Annotated in this window: 20 protein-coding genes; 12 read left to right on the top strand and 8 right to left on the bottom strand. The window is 73.5% G+C overall.

The window, feature by feature from the left end:
* Positions 1 to 94: 94 nt before the first annotated feature.
* Positions 95 to 1,543, bottom strand: coding sequence for a proline--tRNA ligase (gene proS / locus AB0C87_RS40840; protein WP_345173307.1), 1,449 nt, complete (start codon positions 1,541 to 1,543; stop codon positions 95 to 97).
* Between the two features lie 58 nt (positions 1,544 to 1,601).
* Here proS and AB0C87_RS40845 point away from each other — a divergent pair, with 58 nt between their 5' ends.
* The 8 genes from AB0C87_RS40845 (at position 1,602) to AB0C87_RS40880 (ending at position 10,745) form a co-directional block, all read left to right on the top strand.
* Entirely contained in the window at positions 1,602 to 3,296 is a 1,695-nt protein-coding gene (locus AB0C87_RS40845; RefSeq protein ID WP_360581908.1) for a proline--tRNA ligase, read from the top strand.
* 355 nt (positions 3,297 to 3,651) lie between these two features.
* Complete coding sequence (locus tag AB0C87_RS40850; RefSeq protein ID WP_345173303.1) at positions 3,652 to 5,295, top strand: ATP-binding cassette domain-containing protein; 1,644 nt, start codon at positions 3,652 to 3,654, stop codon at positions 5,293 to 5,295.
* Between the two features lie 284 nt (positions 5,296 to 5,579).
* Positions 5,580 to 6,551: an NAD-dependent epimerase/dehydratase family protein gene (locus AB0C87_RS40855; protein ID WP_345173302.1), complete on the top strand. Its 972-nt coding sequence runs from the start codon at positions 5,580 to 5,582 to the stop codon at positions 6,549 to 6,551.
* On the top strand, positions 6,548 to 7,765 hold the full coding sequence (locus AB0C87_RS40860; protein ID WP_360581910.1) for a glycosyltransferase family 4 protein: 1,218 nt from the start codon (positions 6,548 to 6,550) through the stop codon (positions 7,763 to 7,765). The genes AB0C87_RS40855 and AB0C87_RS40860 overlap by 4 nt, the downstream gene beginning before the upstream one ends.
* 10 nt (positions 7,766 to 7,775) lie before the next feature.
* Complete coding sequence (locus tag AB0C87_RS40865) at positions 7,776 to 8,504, top strand: hypothetical protein (RefSeq protein ID WP_345173298.1); 729 nt, start codon at positions 7,776 to 7,778, stop codon at positions 8,502 to 8,504.
* A complete protein-coding gene (locus AB0C87_RS40870; RefSeq protein WP_345173296.1) occupies positions 8,501 to 8,854 on the top strand; it encodes a hypothetical protein in 354 nt (117 codons plus the stop codon). Before AB0C87_RS40865 ends, AB0C87_RS40870 begins: the two co-directional genes overlap by 4 nt.
* Positions 8,854 to 9,969, top strand: coding sequence for a glycosyltransferase family 4 protein (locus AB0C87_RS40875; RefSeq protein ID WP_360581912.1), 1,116 nt, complete (start codon positions 8,854 to 8,856; stop codon positions 9,967 to 9,969). The genes AB0C87_RS40870 and AB0C87_RS40875 overlap by 1 nt, the downstream gene beginning before the upstream one ends.
* Positions 9,966 to 10,745, top strand: coding sequence for a hypothetical protein (locus AB0C87_RS40880; protein WP_345173293.1), 780 nt, complete (start codon positions 9,966 to 9,968; stop codon positions 10,743 to 10,745). The genes AB0C87_RS40875 and AB0C87_RS40880 overlap by 4 nt, the downstream gene beginning before the upstream one ends.
* Here AB0C87_RS40880 and AB0C87_RS40885 read toward each other — a convergent pair.
* The 5 genes from AB0C87_RS40885 to AB0C87_RS40905 all read right to left on the bottom strand — a co-directional run bounded on the left by AB0C87_RS40885 (position 10,742) and on the right by AB0C87_RS40905 (position 15,628).
* A complete protein-coding gene (locus AB0C87_RS40885) occupies positions 10,742 to 12,010 on the bottom strand; it encodes a serine hydrolase domain-containing protein (RefSeq protein WP_345173292.1) in 1,269 nt (422 codons plus the stop codon). The genes AB0C87_RS40880 and AB0C87_RS40885 overlap by 4 nt on opposite strands.
* 159 nt (positions 12,011 to 12,169) lie before the next feature.
* The gene (locus AB0C87_RS40890; RefSeq protein WP_345173291.1) at positions 12,170 to 12,691 is read right to left on the bottom strand and encodes a YceI family protein; all 522 of its coding nucleotides are present in this window, start codon (positions 12,689 to 12,691) and stop codon (positions 12,170 to 12,172) included.
* 22 nt (positions 12,692 to 12,713) lie between these two features.
* The gene (locus AB0C87_RS40895; RefSeq protein ID WP_353834027.1) at positions 12,714 to 13,505 is read right to left on the bottom strand and encodes a VanW family protein; all 792 of its coding nucleotides are present in this window, start codon (positions 13,503 to 13,505) and stop codon (positions 12,714 to 12,716) included.
* Positions 13,506 to 13,740: 235 nt separating this feature from the next.
* Positions 13,741 to 13,971 carry a DUF6158 family protein gene (locus tag AB0C87_RS40900; RefSeq protein WP_345173289.1) on the bottom strand — a complete coding sequence of 77 codons (231 nt, stop codon included), beginning with the start codon at positions 13,969 to 13,971 and terminating at the stop codon, positions 13,741 to 13,743.
* Positions 13,972 to 14,005: 34 nt separating this feature from the next.
* Entirely contained in the window at positions 14,006 to 15,628 is a 1,623-nt protein-coding gene (locus tag AB0C87_RS40905; protein ID WP_360581915.1) for a phosphatase PAP2 family protein, read from the bottom strand.
* Between the two features lie 110 nt (positions 15,629 to 15,738).
* Between AB0C87_RS40905 and AB0C87_RS40910 the strand changes: the two genes are divergently transcribed.
* From AB0C87_RS40910 to AB0C87_RS40920, 3 genes are all read left to right on the top strand, one after another.
* Complete coding sequence (locus AB0C87_RS40910; protein WP_345173286.1) at positions 15,739 to 16,710, top strand: ABC transporter permease; 972 nt, start codon at positions 15,739 to 15,741, stop codon at positions 16,708 to 16,710.
* Positions 16,703 to 17,494: an ABC transporter ATP-binding protein gene (locus tag AB0C87_RS40915; protein ID WP_345173284.1), complete on the top strand. Its 792-nt coding sequence runs from the start codon at positions 16,703 to 16,705 to the stop codon at positions 17,492 to 17,494. The genes AB0C87_RS40910 and AB0C87_RS40915 overlap by 8 nt, the downstream gene beginning before the upstream one ends.
* Positions 17,495 to 17,626: 132 nt before the next feature.
* A complete protein-coding gene (locus tag AB0C87_RS40920) occupies positions 17,627 to 18,148 on the top strand; it encodes a YbhB/YbcL family Raf kinase inhibitor-like protein (RefSeq protein WP_353834047.1) in 522 nt (173 codons plus the stop codon).
* Between the two features lie 69 nt (positions 18,149 to 18,217).
* Here AB0C87_RS40920 and AB0C87_RS40925 read toward each other — a convergent pair whose 3' ends face one another.
* Positions 18,218 to 19,192: a winged helix-turn-helix domain-containing protein gene (locus tag AB0C87_RS40925; RefSeq protein ID WP_345173283.1), complete on the bottom strand. Its 975-nt coding sequence runs from the start codon at positions 19,190 to 19,192 to the stop codon at positions 18,218 to 18,220.
* 59 nt (positions 19,193 to 19,251) lie between these two features.
* On the opposite strand from AB0C87_RS40925, the gene AB0C87_RS40930 reads away from it, so the two are divergent.
* Entirely contained in the window at positions 19,252 to 20,535 is a 1,284-nt protein-coding gene (locus AB0C87_RS40930; protein WP_360581917.1) for an MFS transporter, read from the top strand.
* Here the strand turns inward: AB0C87_RS40930 and AB0C87_RS40935 are convergent.
* Positions 20,495 to 21,781, bottom strand: a complete 1,287-nt coding sequence (locus tag AB0C87_RS40935) for a lysine 2,3-aminomutase (RefSeq protein WP_345173280.1) — start codon at positions 21,779 to 21,781, stop codon at positions 20,495 to 20,497. The genes AB0C87_RS40930 and AB0C87_RS40935 overlap by 41 nt on opposite strands.
* Positions 21,782 to 21,785: the final 4 nt, after the last annotated feature.

Consider the following 21,785-nt stretch of genomic DNA (forward strand, 5'->3'; position numbering starts at 1 on the left):
GCGGCCCCCCGCGCGGCGGCGGCCCCCCCCCCCCCGGGGGCGCCCCCCCCCCCCCCCCCCCCCCGCCCGGGTGCGGCTGCGGCCGGATGCGTGCTCAGTAGGCGCGGCCGAAGATGACGCGCTTGCCGTAGGCGGACGGGCGGCCGCACTTCACGCAGACGCCGGTCTCCTCGGGCGCGTCGGTCGGGATGACGCGCGGGGTCGCGGCGGTCTCGGCCTTGATGTCGTCCTCGCAGGCGGTGTCGCCGCAGTGGAACGCGCGGGCCCAGCCGGTGGCGACCTGCGCGGTGAACGCGTCCCAGCCGTCCACGACGGCGGTGTTGTCGTCGCGGAACTTCTCGGCCCTGGCCAGCAGGAACGACTGGAAGTCGGCGAGCATCCCCGGCAGCACCTCGGGAACCTTGTCGAGCGGGATGGGCTCCTTGCCCTGCCCCTCGACGGTCGGGAGCCGCCGGACGACGGTGGCGACGCCGTTCTCGATGTCGCGCTTGCCCAGCTCGATGCGGATCGGGACGCCGCGCATCTCCCACTCGTTGAACTTGAAGCCGGGCGACAGCTGCGGGCGGTTGTCGTCGACGTGCACCCGGATGCCCATCGACTTGATCGCCGCGCCGAGCCGGCGGGCCTCGGCGGCGGCCTGCTCGCCCTGCTCCTTGCGGCCGATCGGGACGATCACGACCTGGTAGGGCGCCAGCCGGGGCGGCATCACGAGGCCCTTGTCGTCCCCGTGCGTCATGATCACGCCGCCGATCATGCGGGTGCTCATGCCCCAGGACGTCGTGTGGGCGAGGGTGAGCCTGCCCTCCTCGTCCTGGTACTGGATCTCGAAGGCCTTGGCGAAGTTCGTGCCGAGGTAGTGGGACGTGCCGGCCTGCAGGGCCCGGCCGTCGCGCATCATCGCCTCGATCGTGTAGGTGCGGACGGCGCCGGCGAACCGCTCGCCGGGCGTCTTCTCCCCCGCCACGACCGGGATCGCCGCCAGGTCCCGCGCGACGCTCGCGTAGGCGTCGAGCGCCCACATCGTCTCGCGCATGGCGTCGCCCTCGTCGGCGTGCGCGGTGTGGCCCTCCTGCCAGAGGAACTCGGTGGTGCGCAGGAACATCCGGGGGCGCATCTCCCAGCGGACGACGTTCGCCCACTGGTTCAGCAGCAGCGGCAGGTCGCGGTGCGAGTCGATCCACTTGGCCATGTACTCGCCGATGACCGTCTCGGAGGTCGGCCGCACGATCAGCGGCTCCTCCAGGTCCTTGCCGCCGGCGTGCGTGACGACCGCCAGCTCCGGGGAGAAGCCCTCGACGTGCTCGGCCTCGCGCTTGAGGTAGGACTCCGGGATGAACATCGGGAAGCAGGCGTTGTCGTGCCCGGCCTCCTTGATGCGCCGGTCCAGGTCGGCCTGGAGCAGCTCCCACACCCGGTAACCGTACGGGCGGATGACCATCGTGCCGCGAACCGGTCCGCGGTCGACGAGCTGGGCCTGCACCACCAGCTCGTTGTACCAGGCGGAGAAATCCTCGCTCTGCGGCGTCACACCTTCTCGACTCACGGCCACAAGGGTACTGACCACAGGCCATTAGTCAGGTCACCTTCGCTACCCTCGCACGATGCGCTGGTCCCAGATGTTCGTGCCCACGCTGCGAGAGGACCCCGCCGAGGCCGACGCGCCGAGCCACCGGCTGCTGCTGCGAGCGGGGTACGTCCGGCAGCTCACGGCGGGCCACTACTCGCTGCTGCCGCTGGCCGTCCGCGTCCGAGCGAAGATCATTCAGATCGTCCGCGCGGAGATGGACGCGATCGGCGCGCAGGAGATGCTGCTGCCGGCGATGCACCCGGCCGAGCCGTGGCGGCGGTCCGGCCGCTGGGACCTGATCGGCGCGGAGCTGTTCCGGCTGCGCGACCGGCGCGGCGCCGAGCACGCCCTCGGCCTGACGCACGAGGAGATCTTCGCGACGGTCGCCCGCGAGCTGGACTCCTACCGGCGGCTGCCGCAGCAGTGGTACCAGTTCCAGACGAAGTTCCGGGACGAGCCGCGCCCCAAGGGCGGGCTGCTGCGGACCCGCGAGTTCACGATGAAGGACGCCTACAGCTTCGACGTCGACCGCGCCGGGCTGGACGCCTCGTTCGAGGCCTACCTCGGCGCCTACGCGCGGATCTTCGAGCGGCTCGGCCTGCGGGCGCTGGCGTGCGAGGCGTCCAACGGCGCCATGGGCGGCTCGGACTCCACCGAGTTCATGTGCCCGGCGCCGGTGGGCGAGGACGTCGTCGTCCGCTGCCCGGCCTGCGGGTACGCGGCGAACGTCGAGCGCGCGACGTCGGCGCTGCCCGCCGTGCAGGACGGCCCGGGGCCGGACGCGCCGGAGCGCTTCGACACGCCGGGCGTCCGCACGATCGACGACCTGCTGGCGTACGGCGCGCCCGCCGACCGGCAGATCAAGACGCTCGTGTACGTCCTGGACGGCGCGCCGACCCTCGTCCTGCTGCGCGGCGACCACCCGCTCAACGAGCAGAAGCTCGTGGACGCGACGGGCGCCGCCGACCTCCGGGCCGCCGAGCCCGCCGAGATCCGGGAGGCCCTCGGCGCGCTGCCCGGCAGCCTCGGCGCGGTCGGCGCGCCGCTCCCGGTGATCGCGGACGAGGCGCTGCGCGGCCGCCGCGACATGTTCACCGGCGCCAACGCCGACGACGTCCACCTGCGCGGCGTCGACGTCGGCCGCGACATCGAGGTCGGCGCCTGGGCGGACCTGCGCGAGGTCGCGGAGGGAGAGCCCTGCGCGCGGTGCGGCGGACCGCTGGAGGCACTGCGGGCGATCGAGGTCGGGCATGTCTTCAAGCTGGGCGACCGCTACTCCCGCGCGCTGGGCGTCGAGGTGCTGGACGCCGGCGGCCGCTCCGTCCCGGTGGTCATGGGGAGCTACGGGATCGGGATCGAGCGGGCGATGGCCGTGATCGTCGAGACCCACCACGACGAGCGCGGGATCGTGTGGCCGGTGGCGGTCGCCCCCTTCCAGGTCGCCGTCGTGACCGCCCAGTCCGACGACGCCGACGTGGCCGCGGCGGCGGAGGAGGTCTACGCGGGCCTGGCGGCCGCGGGCGTCGAGGTGGTGATCGACGACCGCGCCGAGCGCGCCGGAGTGAAGTTCCGGGACGTGGAGCTGACCGGCATCCCCTTCCGCGTGACCGTGGGGCGGCGCGGCCTGGCCGAGGGCGCCGCCGAGGTCACCGAGCGCGCCACCGGCGACACGTCCAAGATCCCCCTCGGCTCCGTGGTCGACCACGTCCGGTCGCTGCTCGTGCCGTGAGTCGCCCAGAACGGTAGGGCCGACTTCGCGTGGCGAAGCCGGCCCCAGGTCGAGTCGTCCGCGGAGAGCGGGCGATTCGGCGCGCCGGGGTCGAGGTGCCGGGGGCCGGGCGCCTGGCCGCCCACATGACGAAGCGGCCCCGGGGGAGCCGCTTCTGCTGAGGGCCATGCCCGGGTCGGGTCGGGGCTCAGCGGGTCCGGGCGCAGTACGACTGCTGCCAGTGCTGCTTCCCGGAGAGGTGACCAGGACTGTTCAGGACCGTCCGCCCTCGAAGCCCGCCGGCCACGCCTTGGTCAGCGCACGGGACGGTTAAATGGATTGACGGTCCGGGGCGGGCTTCTCGACACTCGGCCTCATGGGACACGTCGAAGTGGGCCACGTCGGCCATGTGCTGCCGGACGGCCGGATGCTGCTCGATGACGTCTCCTTCCGCGTCGGCGACGGTGTCACGGCCGCCCTGGTGGGCCCGAACGGCGCGGGCAAGACGACGCTCCTGCGCCTGATCGCGGGCGACCTGGCGCCGCAGTCCGGGACCGTCGCGCACAGCGGCGGGGTCGGCGTCATGCGCCAGTTCATCGGCAGCGTGCGGGACGGGTCGAACGTGCACGACCTCCTGCTGTCGCTGGCGCCGCCCCGGGTGCGGGAGGCGGCGGCCGCGGTGGAGGCGGCCGAGCTGGTGATGATGGAGCGCGACGACGAGCCCGCCCAGCTCCGCTACGCCACGGCCCTCGCGGGCTGGGGCGACGCGGGGGGCTACGAGGCCGAGGTGCTCTGGGACGCGTGCTGCGTCGCGGCCCTCGGCGTCTCCTACGACTCGTGCCGGTGGCGCGAGGTCCGCACGCTGTCGGGCGGCGAGCAGAAGCGGCTCGCGCTCGAAGCCCTGCTCCGCGGCCCCGACGAGGTCCTTCTCCTGGACGAGCCCGACAACTACCTGGACGTCCCGGGCAAGCGGTGGCTGGAGGAGCGGCTGCGGGAGACGCCGAAGACCGTCCTGCTCGTGTCGCACGACCGGGAGCTGCTCGACCGCTCCGCCGACCGGATCGTCACCGTCGAGGCGTCCCGGGTGTGGATCCACGGCGGCGGGTTCTCCACCTACGCCGCCGCGCGCCGCGACCGCAACGAGCGCCTGGAGGAGCTGCGGCGCCGCTGGGACGAGGAGCACGCCAAGCTCAAGGAGCTGGTCAACACCCTGCGGACCAAGGCCACGGTGAACGACGGTTTCGCGTCCCGCTACCGGGCGGCGCAGACCCGGCTGCGCAAGTTCGAGGAGGCCGGGCCGCCGGAGGTCCCGCCCCGCGACCAGAACCTGAAGATGCGCCTGCGCGGCGGCAGGACGGGCAAGCGCGCGGTGGTCTGCGAGAACCTCGAACTGACGGGCCTGATGAAGCCGTTCGACACCGAGGTCTGGTACGGCGAGCGCGTCGCCGTGCTGGGCTCGAACGGCTCCGGGAAGTCGCATTTCCTGCGGCTTCTCGCGGCCGTCGCCGAGGCGCTCCCGCGCGGCGCGACTCCGGTGAGGCCCGTCGCGCACACGGGTGTGGCGCGCCTCGGGGCGCGTGTGGTCCCGGGGCTGTTCGCGCAGACCCACGCCCGTCCCGATCTGGCCGGACGCACCCCGTGCGAGATCGTCATGACCGAGCACGCGCGGCTGCGCAACGACGCGATGAGCGCGCTCACGCGCTACGAGCTGAACGTGTGCGCCGAGCAGCCCTTCGAGACGCTCTCCGGTGGCCAGCAGGCCCGCCTGCAGATCCTGCTCCTGGAACTGGGCGGCGCCACCCTGCTCCTGCTGGACGAGCCGACCGACAACCTCGACCTGGCCAGCGCCGAAGCGCTCCAGGAGGGGCTGGAGTCGTACGAGGGCACGGTCGTCGCGGTGACGCACGACCGCTGGTTCGCCCGGGCCTTCGACCGCCACCTGGTCTTCGGGTCCGACGGCTCGGTCTACGAGTCGGCGGAGCCCGTCTGGGACGAGACCCGCGTGGCCCGTCCCCGCTGAGCGGGGCCGGGATCGGCAGACGTCCTCCGGCCGGGCCGGGCCAGAGGATGAGCGGGCTGGGGGCCGCGGGCGGTCCCCAGCCCCTGGCGCGCCTATCCCCCATGAGCGTTCTGATACGCACAGCAGCCCCATGTCCCCCTGGAGTTGCTGCCTAACTCTAAGTAACGGCAACAGGGTGGTCGGCTCCCCGCCCCCGCGTTCCCCCGGATGTCCCGGCAGGAAGTCCTATGTGAGCAGGGACGAGAGCCCTGTCCCCTTCGGGGCCTGACGGATAAAGTGCCCGGGTGCGGGTGGTGGTCACTGGTGCGGCGGGGTTCATCGGAAGCCATGTCGTCGACGCGTTCTCGAAGGCGGGGCACGAGGTGCTGGCCGTCGACGCGCCCGGGCGCTCGCTGAGTCCCGGCGTCGCCCGGCGGACATGGGCGAAGGTCGCGACCAGGCCGGGAGTCGTCGCCGCCGAGCTCGACCTGGCGGTGGACGACCTCACCGCCGTCTCGGCCGCCGACGTCGTCGTGCATCTGGCGGGACGTCCCGGCGTGCGCGACTCGTGGGGGCCGGGCAAGGCGGTCGTCGAGCGGGACAACGTGGCGGCGACGCGGCGCCTGCTCGCGGCCTGCGTGCAGCGCCCGCCCCGCTCGCGGCCGAAGGTCGTCGTCGCGTCCAGTTCGTCGGTGTACGGGTCGGCGGGTCCGCGGCCGAACCGGGAGGACGATCCGCTGAAGCCGGCCAGCCCCTACGCGGTCAGCAAGGCGAAGGCGGAGCGGCTCGCGCGGACGGCCGCCGGGAGCGGGCTGCGGACGGTGCTCCTCAGGTACTTCTCGGTCTACGGCCCCCGGCAGCGTCCCGACATGGCGTTCCACCGGTTCGTCGAGGCGGCGCTGGACGGGCGCCCGCTGCCGGTGTTCGGTGACGGGCGCAGCTCCAGGAGCTTCACGCACGTGCGGGACGTCGTCGCGGCCACGCTGGCGGCGGCGGCCGAGGACCTGCCGCCCGGCGTCGCCGTCAACGTCGGGCATCGCGAGCACGTGGCGGTCCGCGACGCGATCGCGATGCTCACCGGCGCGCTGGGCGTCCCGGCGCAGATCCGGCGCGAGACGCCCGTGGCCGGGGACGCGGCGCGCACCTGGGCCGACACGTCCCGCGCCCGGGAACTGCTCGGCTGGACGGCCGCGACGGGCCTGGCCGAGGGGCTCGCCGACCAGATCGCCTGGCACCGCGGGCTGCGGACGGTGCCGGAGGGGGCGGCGGTCGGATGAAGCACGGTCCCATCGAGCACGGTCCCATCGAGCACGGGCCCACACAGCACGGGCCCATGCGGCACAGGGCGGCCTACGTCGCGTTCGACCGGTTCCCGTCCAGCAAGGGGTCGGCGGTCCACATCGCGCAGATGGCCGACGAGCTCTTCACGCGGTTCGGGGGCGGGCTGCTCGCCGCGATCGGCGGCGGCGACCTGCCGCGCTACCAGCGGGAGGGGACGCGGGAGGTCGCGCGGTTCGACGCCGCGGTCCCCAACCTGATCGACCGGGCCGAGGCGTTCTCCGGCTGGGTCGCGGCCCATCTGCGGCCGCACTGGGAGACGCTGGAGGTCGTCCATGTGCGCGACCCGTGGAGCGCGCTTCCGGCGGTCGCGGACGGGCGGCGCCACGCGGTCGTGTACGAGGTCAACGGGCTGCCGTCCATCGAGATGAGCCACACCTGGCCCTGGGCGGCGCCCGCCACGCTCGCCAAGATCCGCGAGCTGGAGCGGTTCTGCCTGGAGCGCAGCGACGCCGTCGTGGTGCCGTCGCGGGTGATCGGGGAGGCCGTCCGGGGCCTCGGGGTGCCGGAGGGCCGGATCCACCTGGTCCCCAACGGCGCCGACGTCCGCGAGACGCCGCGGCGTCCCGAGGGCGCGCCCGAGCGGTACCTCGTCTACGTCGGCGCGCTGCAGCCGTGGCAGGGCCTGGACGTGCTGATGCGGGCGTTCGCGCGGCTCGCCGACCTGCCCGGCCTGCGGCTGGTGGTCTGCGCGTCCGTCCCGGAGCGGCGGGCCAAGCCGGTGCGGCGGCTGGCCGAGCGCATCGGCGTCGCCGAGCGGGTCGACTGGCGGTTCGCGCTGCCGCACCACGAGGTCGCCGCGTGGCTCGCGCACGCCGAGGTGTCGGTGGCGCCGCTGACCGGCTGCGCCCGCAACCTGGACCAGGGGTGCGCGCCGCTGAAGGTGATCGAGTCGATGGCGGCGGGCGTCCCGGTGGTCGCCTCGGACCTGCCCGCCGTCCGCGAGCTGATGGCGGACGGGCGGCACGGGCGGCTGGTCCCGGCGGACCGTCCCGCCGAGCTGGCCCGGGCCGTGCGGATCCTGCTGGAGTACCCGGAGGAGGCCGCCGCGATGGGGCGGAGGGGCCGTGCGCACATCGAGGAGAGCCTGACCTGGGCGCGGTCGCGCGACCGGCTGGCCGAGGTCTACCGCACGCTGACACGGGGTCGATAGGTGGTTCGTCATGTTCTGGCGTAAGCAGAAGGCCGCCATCGAGCGGTTCCATCCCCTGCACAGGGCGCTGACCCTGGAGCAGGGCTTCTCCGTCTCGCTGCGGCGGGACGACTGGGAGCCGGTGATCCAGAGCCTCGCGCAGCACGGGGCGCACGTGCGGCGGAACAGGTGGCGGCTGCACGCGCGGGTCCCGGGCGTGCTCGTGCCGCTGCTGCGGGTGCTCGCGGCCGACATGCCCCCCGACGGGGTGCTGTCGGTGTCCGCGGACATGCGCGGGTCGCGCGTCCCGGAGAAGAACGGTCCGATGCAGGACCTCCCCTCCCGGCCCCCGATCTCGGGGCTCAAGCAGTGGTACGCGATCGACCCGTGGCTCCGGATGCGGGCGGAGCTGCGCGACGGCAGCGTCGTCGAGCTCTCGGTCACCGACCGGGTGCGGAACCGCAAGTACCGCAAGAGGAACGCGCGCGGCAAGATCAAGCTCAAGAGCAAGTCGAAGACGGTGCAGCTCGTGCGGGTCACCCGGCGGCTGGCCAAGGACGCGGCCGTCCAGCGGCCCGCCTCGCCGCCGCCCCGCTGGGTCAGGGTGCAGGTGAAGCAGGGCCGGCGGCTGGTGATCCGCGCGAGCGGGAAGATCCCCGGGCCGGTGGAGGAGGGGATCCTGGTGGACCGGATCCTGCAGGTGTCGACGGAGCCGTTCCGGTGGACGCCGCCCGGCACGGCCGCGAGGAGGACCACATGAACCGCTGCACCGTGACCACCGGGTTCTTCGTGCTCGGACGCTGCGGCCGGTCCGCGGTGGCGGCGTGCCCGCAGTGCGGCCGGCCGGTGTGCGGCGAGCACGCGGGGCCGAACGCGCTGTGCCCCGAGTGCGCCGCGGCGCAGGGGTACCGGACGCAGGACCCGCACCAGCCGGGCTGGACGCACGGGTACCGGCGCGAGTACTACCGGGGCAGCTCGCAGACCTACAACGACGGCTACTGGTACTCCTCGTTCGACCAGTACGACCGCGGCGCGTTCAACCCGGGCGACGACTACTCCTACGGCGGCGACTGGGGACCGGACGACGACACCGGCTTCGTGGACAGCTGATGCCCCGCGTCCTGTGGATCACCGAGCACTACCCGCCGAGCCGGGGCGGCATGGCGCAGTCGTGCGACCGGATCGTGCGGGGCCTGCGGTCCGCCGGCGCCGAGGTCGACGTCGCCCACCTGACCCGGCGGGCGCGGCCGTGGGGCGTGTCGCGCGAGCACGGCGGGCGGCTCGTCACCGCGCCGCTCGGGGACGACTCCGAGCACGCGCTGCGCCGCCTGTGGACGACGATCAGCGCCGAGGACCTGACCGGGTACAGCCACGTCGTGGCGTTCGGCGGCGTCCACGCGATGCTCGCCGCGCCCGTCCTGTCCTCCCTGCTCGGCGCGCCGCTGGTGACGCTGCTGCGCGGCAACGACATCGACGTCGGCGCCTTCTCGATGCGGCGGCGCGGCGTGCTGGCGGACGCGCTGCGCGCCTCGTCGCGCGTGTGCGTCGTCGCCCGCTCGCACGCGCCGCTGGTGTCGGCGCTCGCCCCGGACGCCACGGTCGTGTTCGTCGCCAACAGCGTCGACACCGCGCAGTGGCGGGTGCTGCCGTCCGAGCGGGAGCGGGGGCGGGCCTGGCGAGAGGAGAACGTCGCCCCCGGACGCCGGACGATCGGGCTCGTCGGCCAGCTCAAGGTCAAGAAGGGCGTCGGCTTCTTCCTGGAGGCCCTGGCGGCGTCGCGCCGCACCGACGCCTTCCACCTGCTGCTCGTCGGCGAGGTCGAGGACTCCGTGCGGGAGTGGCTGGCGGAGCGCGACGTCCCGCACTCGTTCCTGCCGTTCCTGGAGCGCTACGACCTTCCGGCCGTCTACGCGAGCTGCGACCTCGTCGCGCTCCCCTCGTTCTACGACGGGATGCCGAACGTGGCGCTGGAGGCGGCGGCGCTCGGCGTGCCGCTGATCGCCTCGGACGCGGGCGGGCTGGCGGACGTGGCCGACGACGAGATCGGCTTCACCTTCCCGGCGGGCGACCCGCACGCGTGCCGCGCTGCGGTCGACCGGGCCGCGCGGGCGGGCGGCGAGGAGCTGGCCAAGCTCGGCGCGGCCGCCGCCGAACGGATCCGGCGCGACTTCACCCCGGCCGCCGAGACCGCGGGCTACCTGGCCGTCCTCGACGAGGCGCGTTGATCCTCTGCTACGCGGCCGGTGACGGGCTCGGGCATCTGACGCGGCTCCGGGCCGTTCTGCACACCCTCGGGCGGGAGGGACCGGTCACCGTCGTGACCGGGTCCCGCTTCGCGGCCGACGCGCGCGTCACGCACGGCTGGGACGTCGTGGCGACCGCCGACCCGGCGGCCCTCCGCCCGGACGAGGTGATCGTGGACGCGTTCCCCGCCGGGCTGCGGGGCGAGCTGACCGGATTCCCCTCCGGGACCAGGACGACGCATCTGGCCCGCCTGCTGCGCTGGGACGCCTACCGGCCCCTGCTCCCGGCGGGCCCGCTCCGCTTCGACCGGACGTTCGTCCTTGAGGAACTCGACCCGTCCCACGACGCCTACCTGCGCGCGGTGTCGGACGAGGTCGTGCCGCTGGCGCTCGCCGATCCCCCGTCGGAGCCGGTCGACGTGGACGGCTGGCTCATCGTGCACAGCGGCCCCGACGCGGAGACGCTCCAGCTCGTCGCCTACGCGCAGGACATGGCGTCGGCAGAACGGGTCCGTCCGCCGATGACGCTGGTGTCGCCCGCGAGGCCGGACGGCCTGCCCCGGTCCGTCGCCCACTTGGACGTCTATCCCGCCTGGGTGCCGGGCCCGAACGTCGACCGGATCGTCACCGCGGCGGGGTTCAACGCCGTTCGCCAGTACGCGCCTTGGCGGGAACGGCACCGGATGATGCCGTTCCCACGCAGCCTGGACGACCAGTACACGCGCGCGGCCCGCGCCAGAGGCGGGCCCCCGCGCTAGAAGTAGGTGGAGGTCAGGTTGCCGGTCGGCCAGGTCTTCACGGCGTTCGCGGCCTTGTGCAGCGCCGCGTCGATGTCGGCGTAGTTCGCCGCGGAGCCCTCCTGACGCTGGTCGAACAGGACCGCCCACGACAGCCCGTCGTACCGCCGGACCAGCAGCGTGTACGTTCCGGCCAGGCTTCCGTTGTGCCAGGTGTTGCGGCCGCCGGTCACGGGGCGCACCTGCCATCCGCAGCCGTAGTACCAGCCGTCGGCGTTGACGCCCGTCTCCGGCTTGGCGAACGCCCGGCTGATGGACGTCGAGGTCAGGATCGACCCGCCGTCGTAGATGCCCGCGAAGCGGGTGAGGTCCATGGCGGTGGCCAGCCAGCCGCCGTGCGCGTCCATGTTCTCCAGGTTGAACGCGCCGTACGGGTAGGGCACCTTGGTGCCGCTGTTGTCGAACACGGTGGCGCCGGTGTAGGTCGAGTAGTACGGCGCCTCGCCGGTGACCTTGGTACGCGACTTGCCCAGGCGCATCCGCGTGATGCCGCGGGGAGCGAGCACGGTCTGCCGGACGTAGTCCTGGTACTTCTTCCCGGTGACCTTCTCGATGATCCGGCCGAGCAGCATGTAGCCGTAGTTGGAGTAGGCGTACTGCGCACCGGGCGCGTGGTCCAGAGCGCGCCCGGACGTGTACTTCATGATGTTCGCCTGCGACACCGGCAGCGCGACGCCGAGCGCCTTGGCGATCGCCGCGTCCCGGAACATCGGGTCGGGCGTGATGTCGCGGTCCCAGCCGCCGAGGTGCTGCAGCAGCCGCAGCACCGTGACGTCCTTGAGGCGCGGGTCGGCCGTCGTGGACAGCCCCAGCAGCGTCGCCACCCGGTCGGTGAGCTTCAGCTTCCCGTCCTGGACGAGCCGGAGCACCGCCGTCGCCGTCACGGGCTTGGAGATGCTGGCGATGCGGAACGGCGTGGTCGGCTGCGTCTTGAAGGCGCCGGCCTCGGCGTAGGTGTAGCCGCGCGACAGGATCAGCTTGCCCTTGCGGACGACGGCGAGCTGCCCGCAGGGGATGGCCCGCGCCTGCATGAAGCTCTTGAGGGTGGCGTCGAAGCCGCCGAGGCCGGCGAGCGCCTTGCCGGTCACTCCCCACGTGCGGGCCGCGGCCGCGGCCTGGGCGTTCTTGGTCGGCCCGGATCCGCCGGACGCGCAGCCCGCGAGCAGCGCCGGCGCGGCCGCCAGGCCCGCCGCCTTGCCGAAGTCCCGCCTGCTCAGCTCTGCCACCGCGGCCCCCTGAAGATCGTCTGTCCGAAATGCGGTGATCACGAACCTTAGTGCATTCGATCTTCAGGGGTCCGGGAAACCCGGGACGGGCCGACTCCGAAACGGCCCCGGTCAGCGCCACGGGGCGGCTCTTCTCGGGCGGTGCCGCTCGGGCAGGCGCTACTCGGGCAGGCGGACCTCGAACTCGATCTCGACCTCGTCGGCGAGCCGGAGCGCGCCGAAGAACGCCGAGTAGGGCTTGATGCCCCAGCGGCTCTGCTCGACGGTGACGCCGCCGCGCACGCGGTCGCCCTCCCTGGCGGCCGCGAGCCGCACCGGTTTGACCCGTCCCATGATCGTCAGATCGCCCTCGACGGCGTCCGCGCCGATCGCGGTGGAGACGAACCGGATCCGCGGATACCGCCGGACGTCCAGGACCTTCCGCAGGTTCTTCACGATCTCCGCGCGGTCCTGGTCGGTGAGCGGCTTCACGCCGCCGGCGCCCTCGCGCACCTCCAGCCCGTCCACGTCGACGGTCACCTCGACCGACGAGGCGTCCAGGGGCTCGCGCGCCTCGACCGCCGCCGACCAGCGCGTCGCCTCGATGGTCAGGTCGTGCCCCGCGCGCCGGCCGAGCCCGCTGCGCCCCGTCCGGACGAGCAGCCGCCCGTCTTCCGGCCCGAGCTCGAACGTTCCCTCCATGCTCCCCACCCTGCCACGCGGGTCAGAGGCACTCCACCTCGGCCTGCGGCCCGTACTCGGTGTGGAACCTCTCGCGGCGCACCTCGCGCCCGTCGGCCAGCAGCGTCCGCCACACGTCGACCTCGAAGCCCTCCCGGCCCGTCCTGGCGATGCACGCGCCGCCGCGGCCGACGCCCGCCTCGAACGGCCGGAACCCGTACCGTTCGGACGTCCGCGACCGCACCTCGTACCTGCGCCGGCCCCACAGGTTCACCGTCAGCGACGTCGCCGAGGAGGCCACCTGGATCCGCACCGGCTCGCGGGTGTCGTTCCTCCAGGTGAGGTCGAGCTGCGGGTAGAACACCGCGGCCTCGCGCCCTTCCGGGTACTCCGGCATCCACAGGCTGTGGGCGCGGGCCTTCCGGATGTCCAGCCCGGCCAGGAACACCGCGTTGTACAGCGTCGTGGACACCTGGCAGATGCCGCCGCCCACGTCGTCCGCCAGCCGCGACCCCACGATCGCGGGCGCGGGCACGTACCCGCGGCGCCTGGTGCGGGGTCCGACGGCGTCGTTGAACGAGAACGTCGCTCCGGGCTCGACGACCCGTCCGTCCAGCGCCCGGGCGGCGAGCTCGATGTTGTGGACGCGGGGCTCGCCCGGCGCGAACCGCGTGGTGAACGTGCTCATCAGGCGCTCGGGCGGCAGTGCGCCGGGACCGCCCCGCCTGGCCGCGTCGCGGTACGGCACGGCCAGCGCCGCCGACACGCCCGACAGTCGCGGGCCCTCCAGGTAGGCGCCCACCAGGAGCCCCGTCGACGCGACGGTGCCCGCCACGACGGGCCACCACCGCCGGACGCCGCGCCGCCCCGCCCGGCGGAGCCCAGGCCCGATCCGCCCCACAGACCACACCCCCCGACGATCCCCACGGGACCTCCCACGGACCCTGCCGCTCACCCGCGGCGGGCGCCCGCGTCTTTACCCGAACAGAACGAACGCCCGAACAACACCGGGCCGGTCACGGGTACCGGGCCGTCCGGGCGGCGGCGCGGGGGGCGCGCGCCTGGCGCCGTCAGCGGGCGCGGGCCCCGGCGCGCATGCGCTCGGGGTCGATCTCCCGGCCGGGGCGCCGGCGCAGGTACTCGGCCTCCAGCTCGTTCATGCGGCGGGTGTGCTCGCCGTAGGCCTGGTCGGCGGCGTGCCGGAGCGCGTCCAGCCTCGTCTCGTACAGGTGGCCGAGCTCGCGGAACAGGTCGTCGTCGCTGAGGTCGCCGGGCGCGACTCCCAGGTCACGGCTGGTCATCGTGTGATCTCCTCCTTCGTGGGCGTCCCGTGCCCTACCCGGTCACCGGGGCATGAATCGTGAAGATCCGGAGTGCGCGGCGGTGCTTGCCGAAGCGCACCGCGCGCGGCAGCGGCGCCACCTCGCCGTCGCGCGCCAGCCGCAGGTCACCGGCCGGCGAGATGACCTCCATGCCGGTCGTCCGCCACGAGCGGTACCCGGGCGTCAGGCGCAGGTGGCCCGCGACGATCGCGGCGACCGCGCGGACGCGGCGCGCGCGGCTGCCGGTGGTGACCATCCGCACGTCGAGCCTGCCGTCGTCGAGGCGCTCGCGCCAGGTGGGCGCGGCGCCCCACGAGCCGAAGACGCCGTTGCCGACGAACGCCAGCCAGACCCGCCGGCGCCTGCCGTCCACCATCAGCTCGACGGGCTCGGCGTGCCGCAGCGTGCGGACGGCGGCGACCGCGAGCGCGGGCCACTTCCCGATCCGCCTCTCCAGCCGGACCCGCCGCTCGACGACCTCGGTGTAGGCGCCGATGCTCGCGGTGTTGAGGAAGATCTGCTCCGCCTCGTCCCCCGCCGGAGCGGACACGGGCGCCACGTAGGAGACGTCGGCGCGGCCGATCCGCCCTTCCCGGTAGGCCCTGATCGCCTGCGTCGCGGTCTCGACGCCGACCGCGCGGGAGAAGTGGTCGAAGGTCCCGCCGGGGACGACCAGCAGCGGGACGTCGCGGCCGAGCGCCGCCCGGGCGGCCGCGTTCACGGTGCCGTCGCCGCCGACCACGGCCAGCACCTCGGCCCGCTCGGCGGCCTCGGCGCACGCCTTGTCGACGTCCCCTCCCGGCTCCACCCGGACGATCTCCGCCGCGGGCAGCTCGGCCTCGACCAGCGCGAGCGCGATCTCCGAGCGCCTCGGGAGGATCCCGGCGTCCGTCTCGGCCGAGGGGCCCGACCCCAGGTTGACGACGGCCACCACGCCCCGCCCGTCCTGGGCGACGGGCACGCGCCCGCCCCCGTCCGGGGCCAGGCGCGCGACCGGAGGCCGCGAGGGCCACACCATCCTCGTCCCGACCCCGGCGAGCGCGCCGATCCCGAGACCCGCCAGGACGTCGCCCGGGTAGTGGGCGCCGGTGTAGACGCGGGAGAAGGCCACCGCCGCGGCCGTCGCCGCGACCGGGACCGCCACCGCCGCCGGCGCCTCCAGCGCGACGCCGGTCGCGAACGCGGCGGCCGAGGCGGAGTGCCCGGACGGGAAGGCGTGCGAGGTCGGCAGCTTCCACCGGATCCGGATCGGGGGGACGAGATCGACGACGGGGCGCCGGCGGCGGAAGGCCTGCTTGCCGACGATGTTCACCGCGGGGCTCGCCACGGCGATCGCGATGGCCCCGCGCAGCGCCGCGCGGCGCAGCCGCGGCCGTCCCGCGATCCCCATCGCGCCGGCCGCCGAGAACCACAGCACCCCGTGGTCGGCGAACCGCGACAGCCGCGGCAGGACGTACTCCAGCCCGCGCAGCCGGGCCGCCGCCACCTGGTCGAACGCCCACCGGTCCATCCGGCCGAGCCTGCGCAGCAGGGGGACGCGCTGGGGCCAGGCCCGATGCTCCTGAGCCTGCCGCGACCGGCGCCGGGTGACGGACCGTGACGGCACGAAAGTGCGCCGCGAATGGTTGACGCGCATGACCCGGGTATCCCCAGGGAGGCCGACATGATTCCGTAAAGATCTCAAATCGGGGGTCACATGCGGGCGAACGTCACTGTGGACTCAGCGACTGCAATAGGCTTCGCGACATGAGTCACCCGGAACGGCTCGGAACCCCGGGTGGCGAGTCGGTCGGGACGATCGCGGAGCCTCCTCACGTGAACGGGACCCTGGCCGACTACGCCGCACGATACGGGCTGAGGCAGAGCGCTGCGCGCCCCCCGCTGCGCAAGTACATCCAGGATGTGTGGGCTCGCCGGAACTTCATCTGGGCGTTCGCATCCGCCAAGAACATCTCGATGTACACCGACTCCCGGTTGGGTCAGGTGTGGCAGCTGCTGACCCCGCTGCTGAACGCCGGGGTCTACTTCCTGATCTTCGGTCTGCTGCTGAACACCAAGCGCGGAGTGCCCGACTTCATTCCCTTCCTGGTGACGGGCGTGTTCCTGTTCGGGTTCACCCAGCGGTCGGTCACATCGGGCTCCAAGTCCGTCGGCGACAACCTCTCGCTGATCAGGGCCTTGCACTTCCCGCGGGCCACGCTGCCCCTGGCGATCGCGATCGTGGAGCTGCAGCAGCTGCTGCTCGCCCTGGTCGTGCTGTTCGTGATCGTTTTTGCGTTCGGCGAGCCGGTCAGCTTCCAGATGCTCCTGTTCGTCCCCGTGATGGCGCTCCAGCTGATGTTCAACGTGGGCATCAGCATGGTCATGGCGCGGCTCGGGGCGTTCAACCGCGACATCACCCAGCTGCTGCCGTTCGTCATGCGGACCTGGCTCTACATGTCCGGCGTGATCTTCAGCCTGCCGTCGCTGATGAAGCCGGGCTCGCGGCTCGCCGACTACCCGTGGCTGGGCGAGCTGCTCCAGCTCAACCCGGCGTACGTGTACGTGGAGCTGAGCCGGCACGTCCTGCTCGGCGAGTACCGGAACTACGTCGGAGGCCTCGCGCACGCCACCTCGACGGGGCAGCTGTGGCTGTACGCGATCCTGTGGGCCGCGGTCATGCTGGTGGGCGGATTCCTGTTCTTCTACCGTGCCGAGGAGCGCTACGGCCGTGGCTGACACGAAGGTCCGCGGGACCCTCCAGATCGACCCGACCCGGGAGCCGATCGTCGTCGTCGACGACCTGCACATCGTCTACCGGGTGTACGGCGCGGGCGGCAAGGGCAACGCCGCGAGCGCGTTCTCGCGCGTCCTTCGCCGCAAGCACCGCCCGTCGATGACCGAGGTCCACGCGATCAAGGGCCTGTCGTTCGTCGCGTACCGGGGCGAGGCCGTCGGGATCATCGGCACCAACGGCTCCGGCAAGTCGACGCTGCTGAAGGCGATCGCGGGGCTGCTGCCCCCGCACAGCGGCGGCGTCTACACCGACGGGCAGCCGTCCCTGCTGGGCGTGAACGCGGCCCTGATGAAGGACCTCACCGGCGAGCGCAACATCGTCCTCGGCTGCCTGGCGATGGGCATGACCCCGGCGGAGACCCGGTCCAAGTACAAGGAGGTCGTCGAGTTCGCCGGGCTGAAGGAGGGCTTCATCCAGTACCCCATGCGGACGTACTCCTCCGGCATGGGCGCCCGCCTCCGGTTCGCGATCGCCGCCGCCAAGACCCACGACGTCCTCCTGATCGACGAGGCGCTCGCCACCGGCGACGCCAAGTTCCGGACCAAGAGCAAGCGCCGCATCGACGAGCTGCGCAAGGACGCCGGCGCGGTCTTCCTCGTCGCGCACCAGCTCGACACGGTCAAGGAGATGTGCGACCGCGTCATCTGGATCGACGAGGGCCGCATGCACATGGACGGCGACCCCGAAGAGGTCGTCGCCGCCTACATCGAGGCGACCGGCAAGTAGCGGCGGCATGCCCGGCGCCGCGGGGCGCCGGGCGCCGATCCTGACGCCGCCGGGTTCGCGACGGGGCCGTTAGATCGCGACGCCCCCTGGTAGAGATGTGGTGTCACGATGATCCTGATGGAGGAGGTCGCCATGCCCGGCAAGCCCCCGCTTCCGCACGAGCACCTGCCCGAGGTCCCCTCGTTCACGGTCGCCAGCGACGACATCGCCGAGGGCGAGCGGCTCTCGGACCGGCACGTGTTCGACGACTGGGGTTTCAGCGGCGGCAACGAGTCGCCGCACCTGCGCTGGTCCGGGTTCCCGGACGCGACGAAGAGCTTCGCGGTGACCTGCTACGACCCGGACGCGCCGACCGGCAGCGGCTTCTGGCACTGGTCGCTGTTCGACATCCCCGCGAGCGTCACGGAGCTGCCGACGGGTGCCGGGACCGAGGACGCCAAGGTCGGCGTGCACGCCCGCAACGACTACGGGGTCAGGGCGTTCGGCGGCGCCGCTCCGCCGCCCGGCGACCCGCACCGCTACGTCTTCACCGTCCACGCGCTGGACGTGGAGTCGCTCGGCCTCGGCCCGGACACCTCCCCGGCCGTCGTGGGCTTCAACATCACCGCCCACACCCTGGCGCGCGCCACGATCGTCGCCGAGTTCGGCGTCTGACGCCGCACCGCCCCGCCGAAGCCGTCCCGGAGACCTTCCCGGGGCGGCTTCGGCCGGTTCCGGAGCGGTCTAGTCGGCTCCGATGACGACGTCGCCGACGGCCGTGCGGCGGTAGAGGACGGAGCGGCCGCTGCGCTCGCGCGTGACCAGCCCGGACTCCCGCAGCACCGCGAGGTGGTCGCCGATCCCGCCGACGCTCATCCGGAGGCGGGCGCTCAGCCAGCTGGTCGTGGCGGGCTCGGCGAGCAGGCGCAGCAGGTCGGCCCGCGTGCGGCCCACCAGCCTGGCCAGGGCGTCCTCGCCGCGCGGCTCCCGGCTCTCCCAGAGGGCCGCCACCCCCCTGGCCCGGTACATGAGCGTGTACGGCCAGTCCTGTTCGAGCGCCGCGCCGAGCTCGGCGAAGACGACGGGCACGAACGTCAGCCCGGCGCCGCCGAGGCGGTAGGTGGCGTCGCCGTGGATGTCCGCCTCGATGAGGCCGTCGCGCCACCGCACCTTGCGGGACAGGCCGTCCAGCGCCGCCGCCCAGCCGTAGGCGGCGAGGCGTCCCGCGCGGTGGACGATGTCACGTTCCAGGATCGAGCGCAGCACCGGCCAGTCCGGCTCCAGGAGGGCGCGCCAGGCCGTCTCCAGGCCCGCCGCGAGCCGCTCGACGACGTCGGGGGCCTCCAGCACCTCCCGGACGGCGGCGTCCGGCTCGGGCAGCCCCTCGAGGTTGCGGGCGAGTTCGCGGCGCGCCTGGTCGAGCGGCGTCGCCCGGACGGTCGCCAGCTGGTCGGCGACCGTCAGGTTCGGGCGGGAGGGCGGCGGGACGACGAAGTCGGCCATGTACCCGTGCGGGCGGCGCAGGAAGGCCAGCGCGCGCAGGGCCGGGTCCCCGGCCACGCGGCGGTACGCCGGCCGGGCCCGCTCCACCCAGGGGCCGAGGGGCCCGACGGGCATCCGGCCCGCGACCACGCCGAGCGCGCTGTGCACCTCGATCAGGGGGGCGATCCCGAAACGGCTGGCCGCGAGGTCGCCCGGGCCCACCACGATGCGATACATGTTTCGTTCCTCCCCGAAACATTGTCCCGTACGGGGCCGGCGCCCGCAGAGTCGCCGCCATGACCGCTTCTTCGACGACCTCCGCGCGGTACCGCGACGTGTTCGGCGTCCCCGAGTTCCGGACGCTGTTCTCCCTCCAGACGCTCCAGGTGGCCGGCGACTCGGTCCGCACGATCGCGCTGTCGGTCCAGACCTTCGAACGCACGGGCTCGCCGGTCGCGGCGGCCCTCGTCTTCGCCGCCGGAATGCTCCCGTACGTGGTCGGCGGGGCCCTCCTGCTCTCGCTCGCCGACCGCGTCCCGGCGCGGCGGCTGCTCACCGGCTACCACCTGCTGCGCCTGGCGGTCACGGCCGTCCTCGCGGTGGGCGGGCTGCCGCTGCCGCTGACCATGGCGCTGCTCGTCGCGGTGGGGCTGTTCGCCCCGGTCGGCAGCGCGACCGTCCAGGCCCGGCTGCCCGTCCTGCTGCCCGGGGACGGCTACGTGCTCGGACGGTCGCTGTTCACGATGACCAGCGCGGGCGCGCAGATCGCCGGCCAGGCGGCGGGCGGGCTGCTGCTGTCGGCCCTCGCCCCGGCGGGGACGCTCTGGCTCGCCGCCGCCAGCGCGGCGCTGGCCGCGGGCCTCGCCCGCTTCCGCCTCCCGGACACGCCGGCGCCGGCCCCGTCGGCGTCCACCGGGGCGGCGCGGGCGACGTGGCGTACCAACCGGCTCCTGCTCGGGCGCCCCACGACGCGCGGGCTGCTGCTGGCCGGGTGGCTGCCGATCTCCCTGTCGGTGGGGGCGGAGGGGGTCGCGGTCCCCTACGCGGACGGCCTCGGCCGTCCGGACGCGGCCGGGCTGCTGCTGTCGGCCGCCGCGGCCGGGATGTTCGCCGGGAACCTGGTGGCGGCCCGCTGGATCCGCCCGGACCTGCGGGAGCGCCTCGCGCTGCCGCTGGCCGCGCTGACCGGCGCGCCGCTCCTGCTGTTCGCCTTCGGGCCGGGCCTTCCGGCGGCGTGCGCGCTGATGGCGGCGGGGACGTTCGGGCTGGGGTACGAGCTGGTCGTCCAGCGGCGGCTCGTGGACGCGGTGCCCGAGGAGATCCGCGGGCAGGCGGTCGGCCTGTACGGCAGCGGTCTCATGACCGGCCAGGCCGCCGGAATCGGGTTGGCGGGCGCCCTGGGCGAGGCGGTGGCGCCCGGACGGGTCATGGCGCTGTGCGGGGCCGCGACGCTGGTCGCGTGCCTCTGGCTCCACCGGCCGCTGCGCCGGGGGGTGTGGCGTGTTCGCCCTGTGAGAAGCGAACACGCCACGGACGCGGCTACTTCTGCCAGGGGAAGCGGTCGGCGAAGGCCGGCTTGAGGTGGTCCAGCCAGACCGCCTCAGGGTCGTACTGCGCGAAGAAGGGCTTGCCGACGAGATCGGCGTCGCGGCACTGGATGAAGTGCAGCGCGAAGACCTTCTGGCCCGCGATCTCCATGACCCCGTCCACGCAGACCTTGCCGGGCGTGGCCGACATGGACGGGCCGCGGACGGTCCGCGCCAGTCCGGAGACGTGCTTGTAGGCGTCGCGGAAGATCTCGTACGCCCGGCCGAGCGGCACCGCGAAGTAGTCCTGCGGGCCCGTGTCGCGCTCGACGAACATGTAGTACGGGATCAGACCCATCCGGGTCTGCGTCCGCCACATGCTCTCCCAGTCGGCGGGGTCGTCGTTGATCGTCCGGATCAGCGGCGCCTGGGTGCGGATGACCGCCCCGGTGTCGCGGATGCGGCGGCACGCCTCGGCGACCATGAGGGGTTCGAGCTCGCGCGGGTGCGTGAAGTGCGCCATGAACGCCAGGTTCTTGCCCGAGGCCACGACCTGCTCGAACAGCCGGAGCATGTCGTCGGCGTCGGGGTCGGTGACGAACTTCTGCGGCCAGTACGCCAGCGACTTGGTCCCGATCCGGATGGATTCGAGCTGCTCGATGTCGAGCAGCGGCTCGACGTATCGGCGCAGCACCGGCTCGCCCATGATCATGGCGTCGCCGCCGGTGAACAGGACGCTGGTGACCTCGGGGTGCGCGAGGATGTACTCGCGCAGCGCGGTGGGCTCGTCGCCGGCCATCTTCAGGTCGGCCTCGCCGACGAACTGCGCCCAGCGGAAGCAGTAGGTGCAGTAGGCGTGGCAGGTCTGGCCCTGCTTGGGGAAGTACAGCACCGTCTCGTCGTACTTGTGCTGCATCCCGGGGATCTTGCCGTCCCCGAAGCTCGGGATGTTGAGCTCCATCTGGCCCGCCGGATGCGGGTTCAGCTTCATCCGCACCAGGTGGGCGGCGGCCTCGATCTCCGCCTTCGGCGCCTCGCGGCTCAGCAGGTCCGACAGGCGCGCGACGTCCTCGGCGGGAAGCATGTCCTCCTGGGGGAAGACGAGCCGGTAGATCGGGTCGTCGGGCGCGGCCGACCAGTCGATGAGCTCCTCGATGACGTATGCGTTCGTCCGGAAGGGCAGGACCGTCGCCACCGCCCGGGTCGCGAGCCGCTGCGCGGGTGTCAGCCCCGCGCGAGCGGTGAGCTCGTCGAGGTGCTTCGCCGTGAAGGCGCGGAACTTGCGACCGGTGGATCGCATTGCG

The organism is Actinomadura sp. NPDC048021, assembly GCF_040653135.1.
Taxonomy (GTDB): Bacteria; Actinomycetota; Actinomycetes; order Streptosporangiales; family Streptosporangiaceae; genus Spirillospora; species Spirillospora verrucosospora.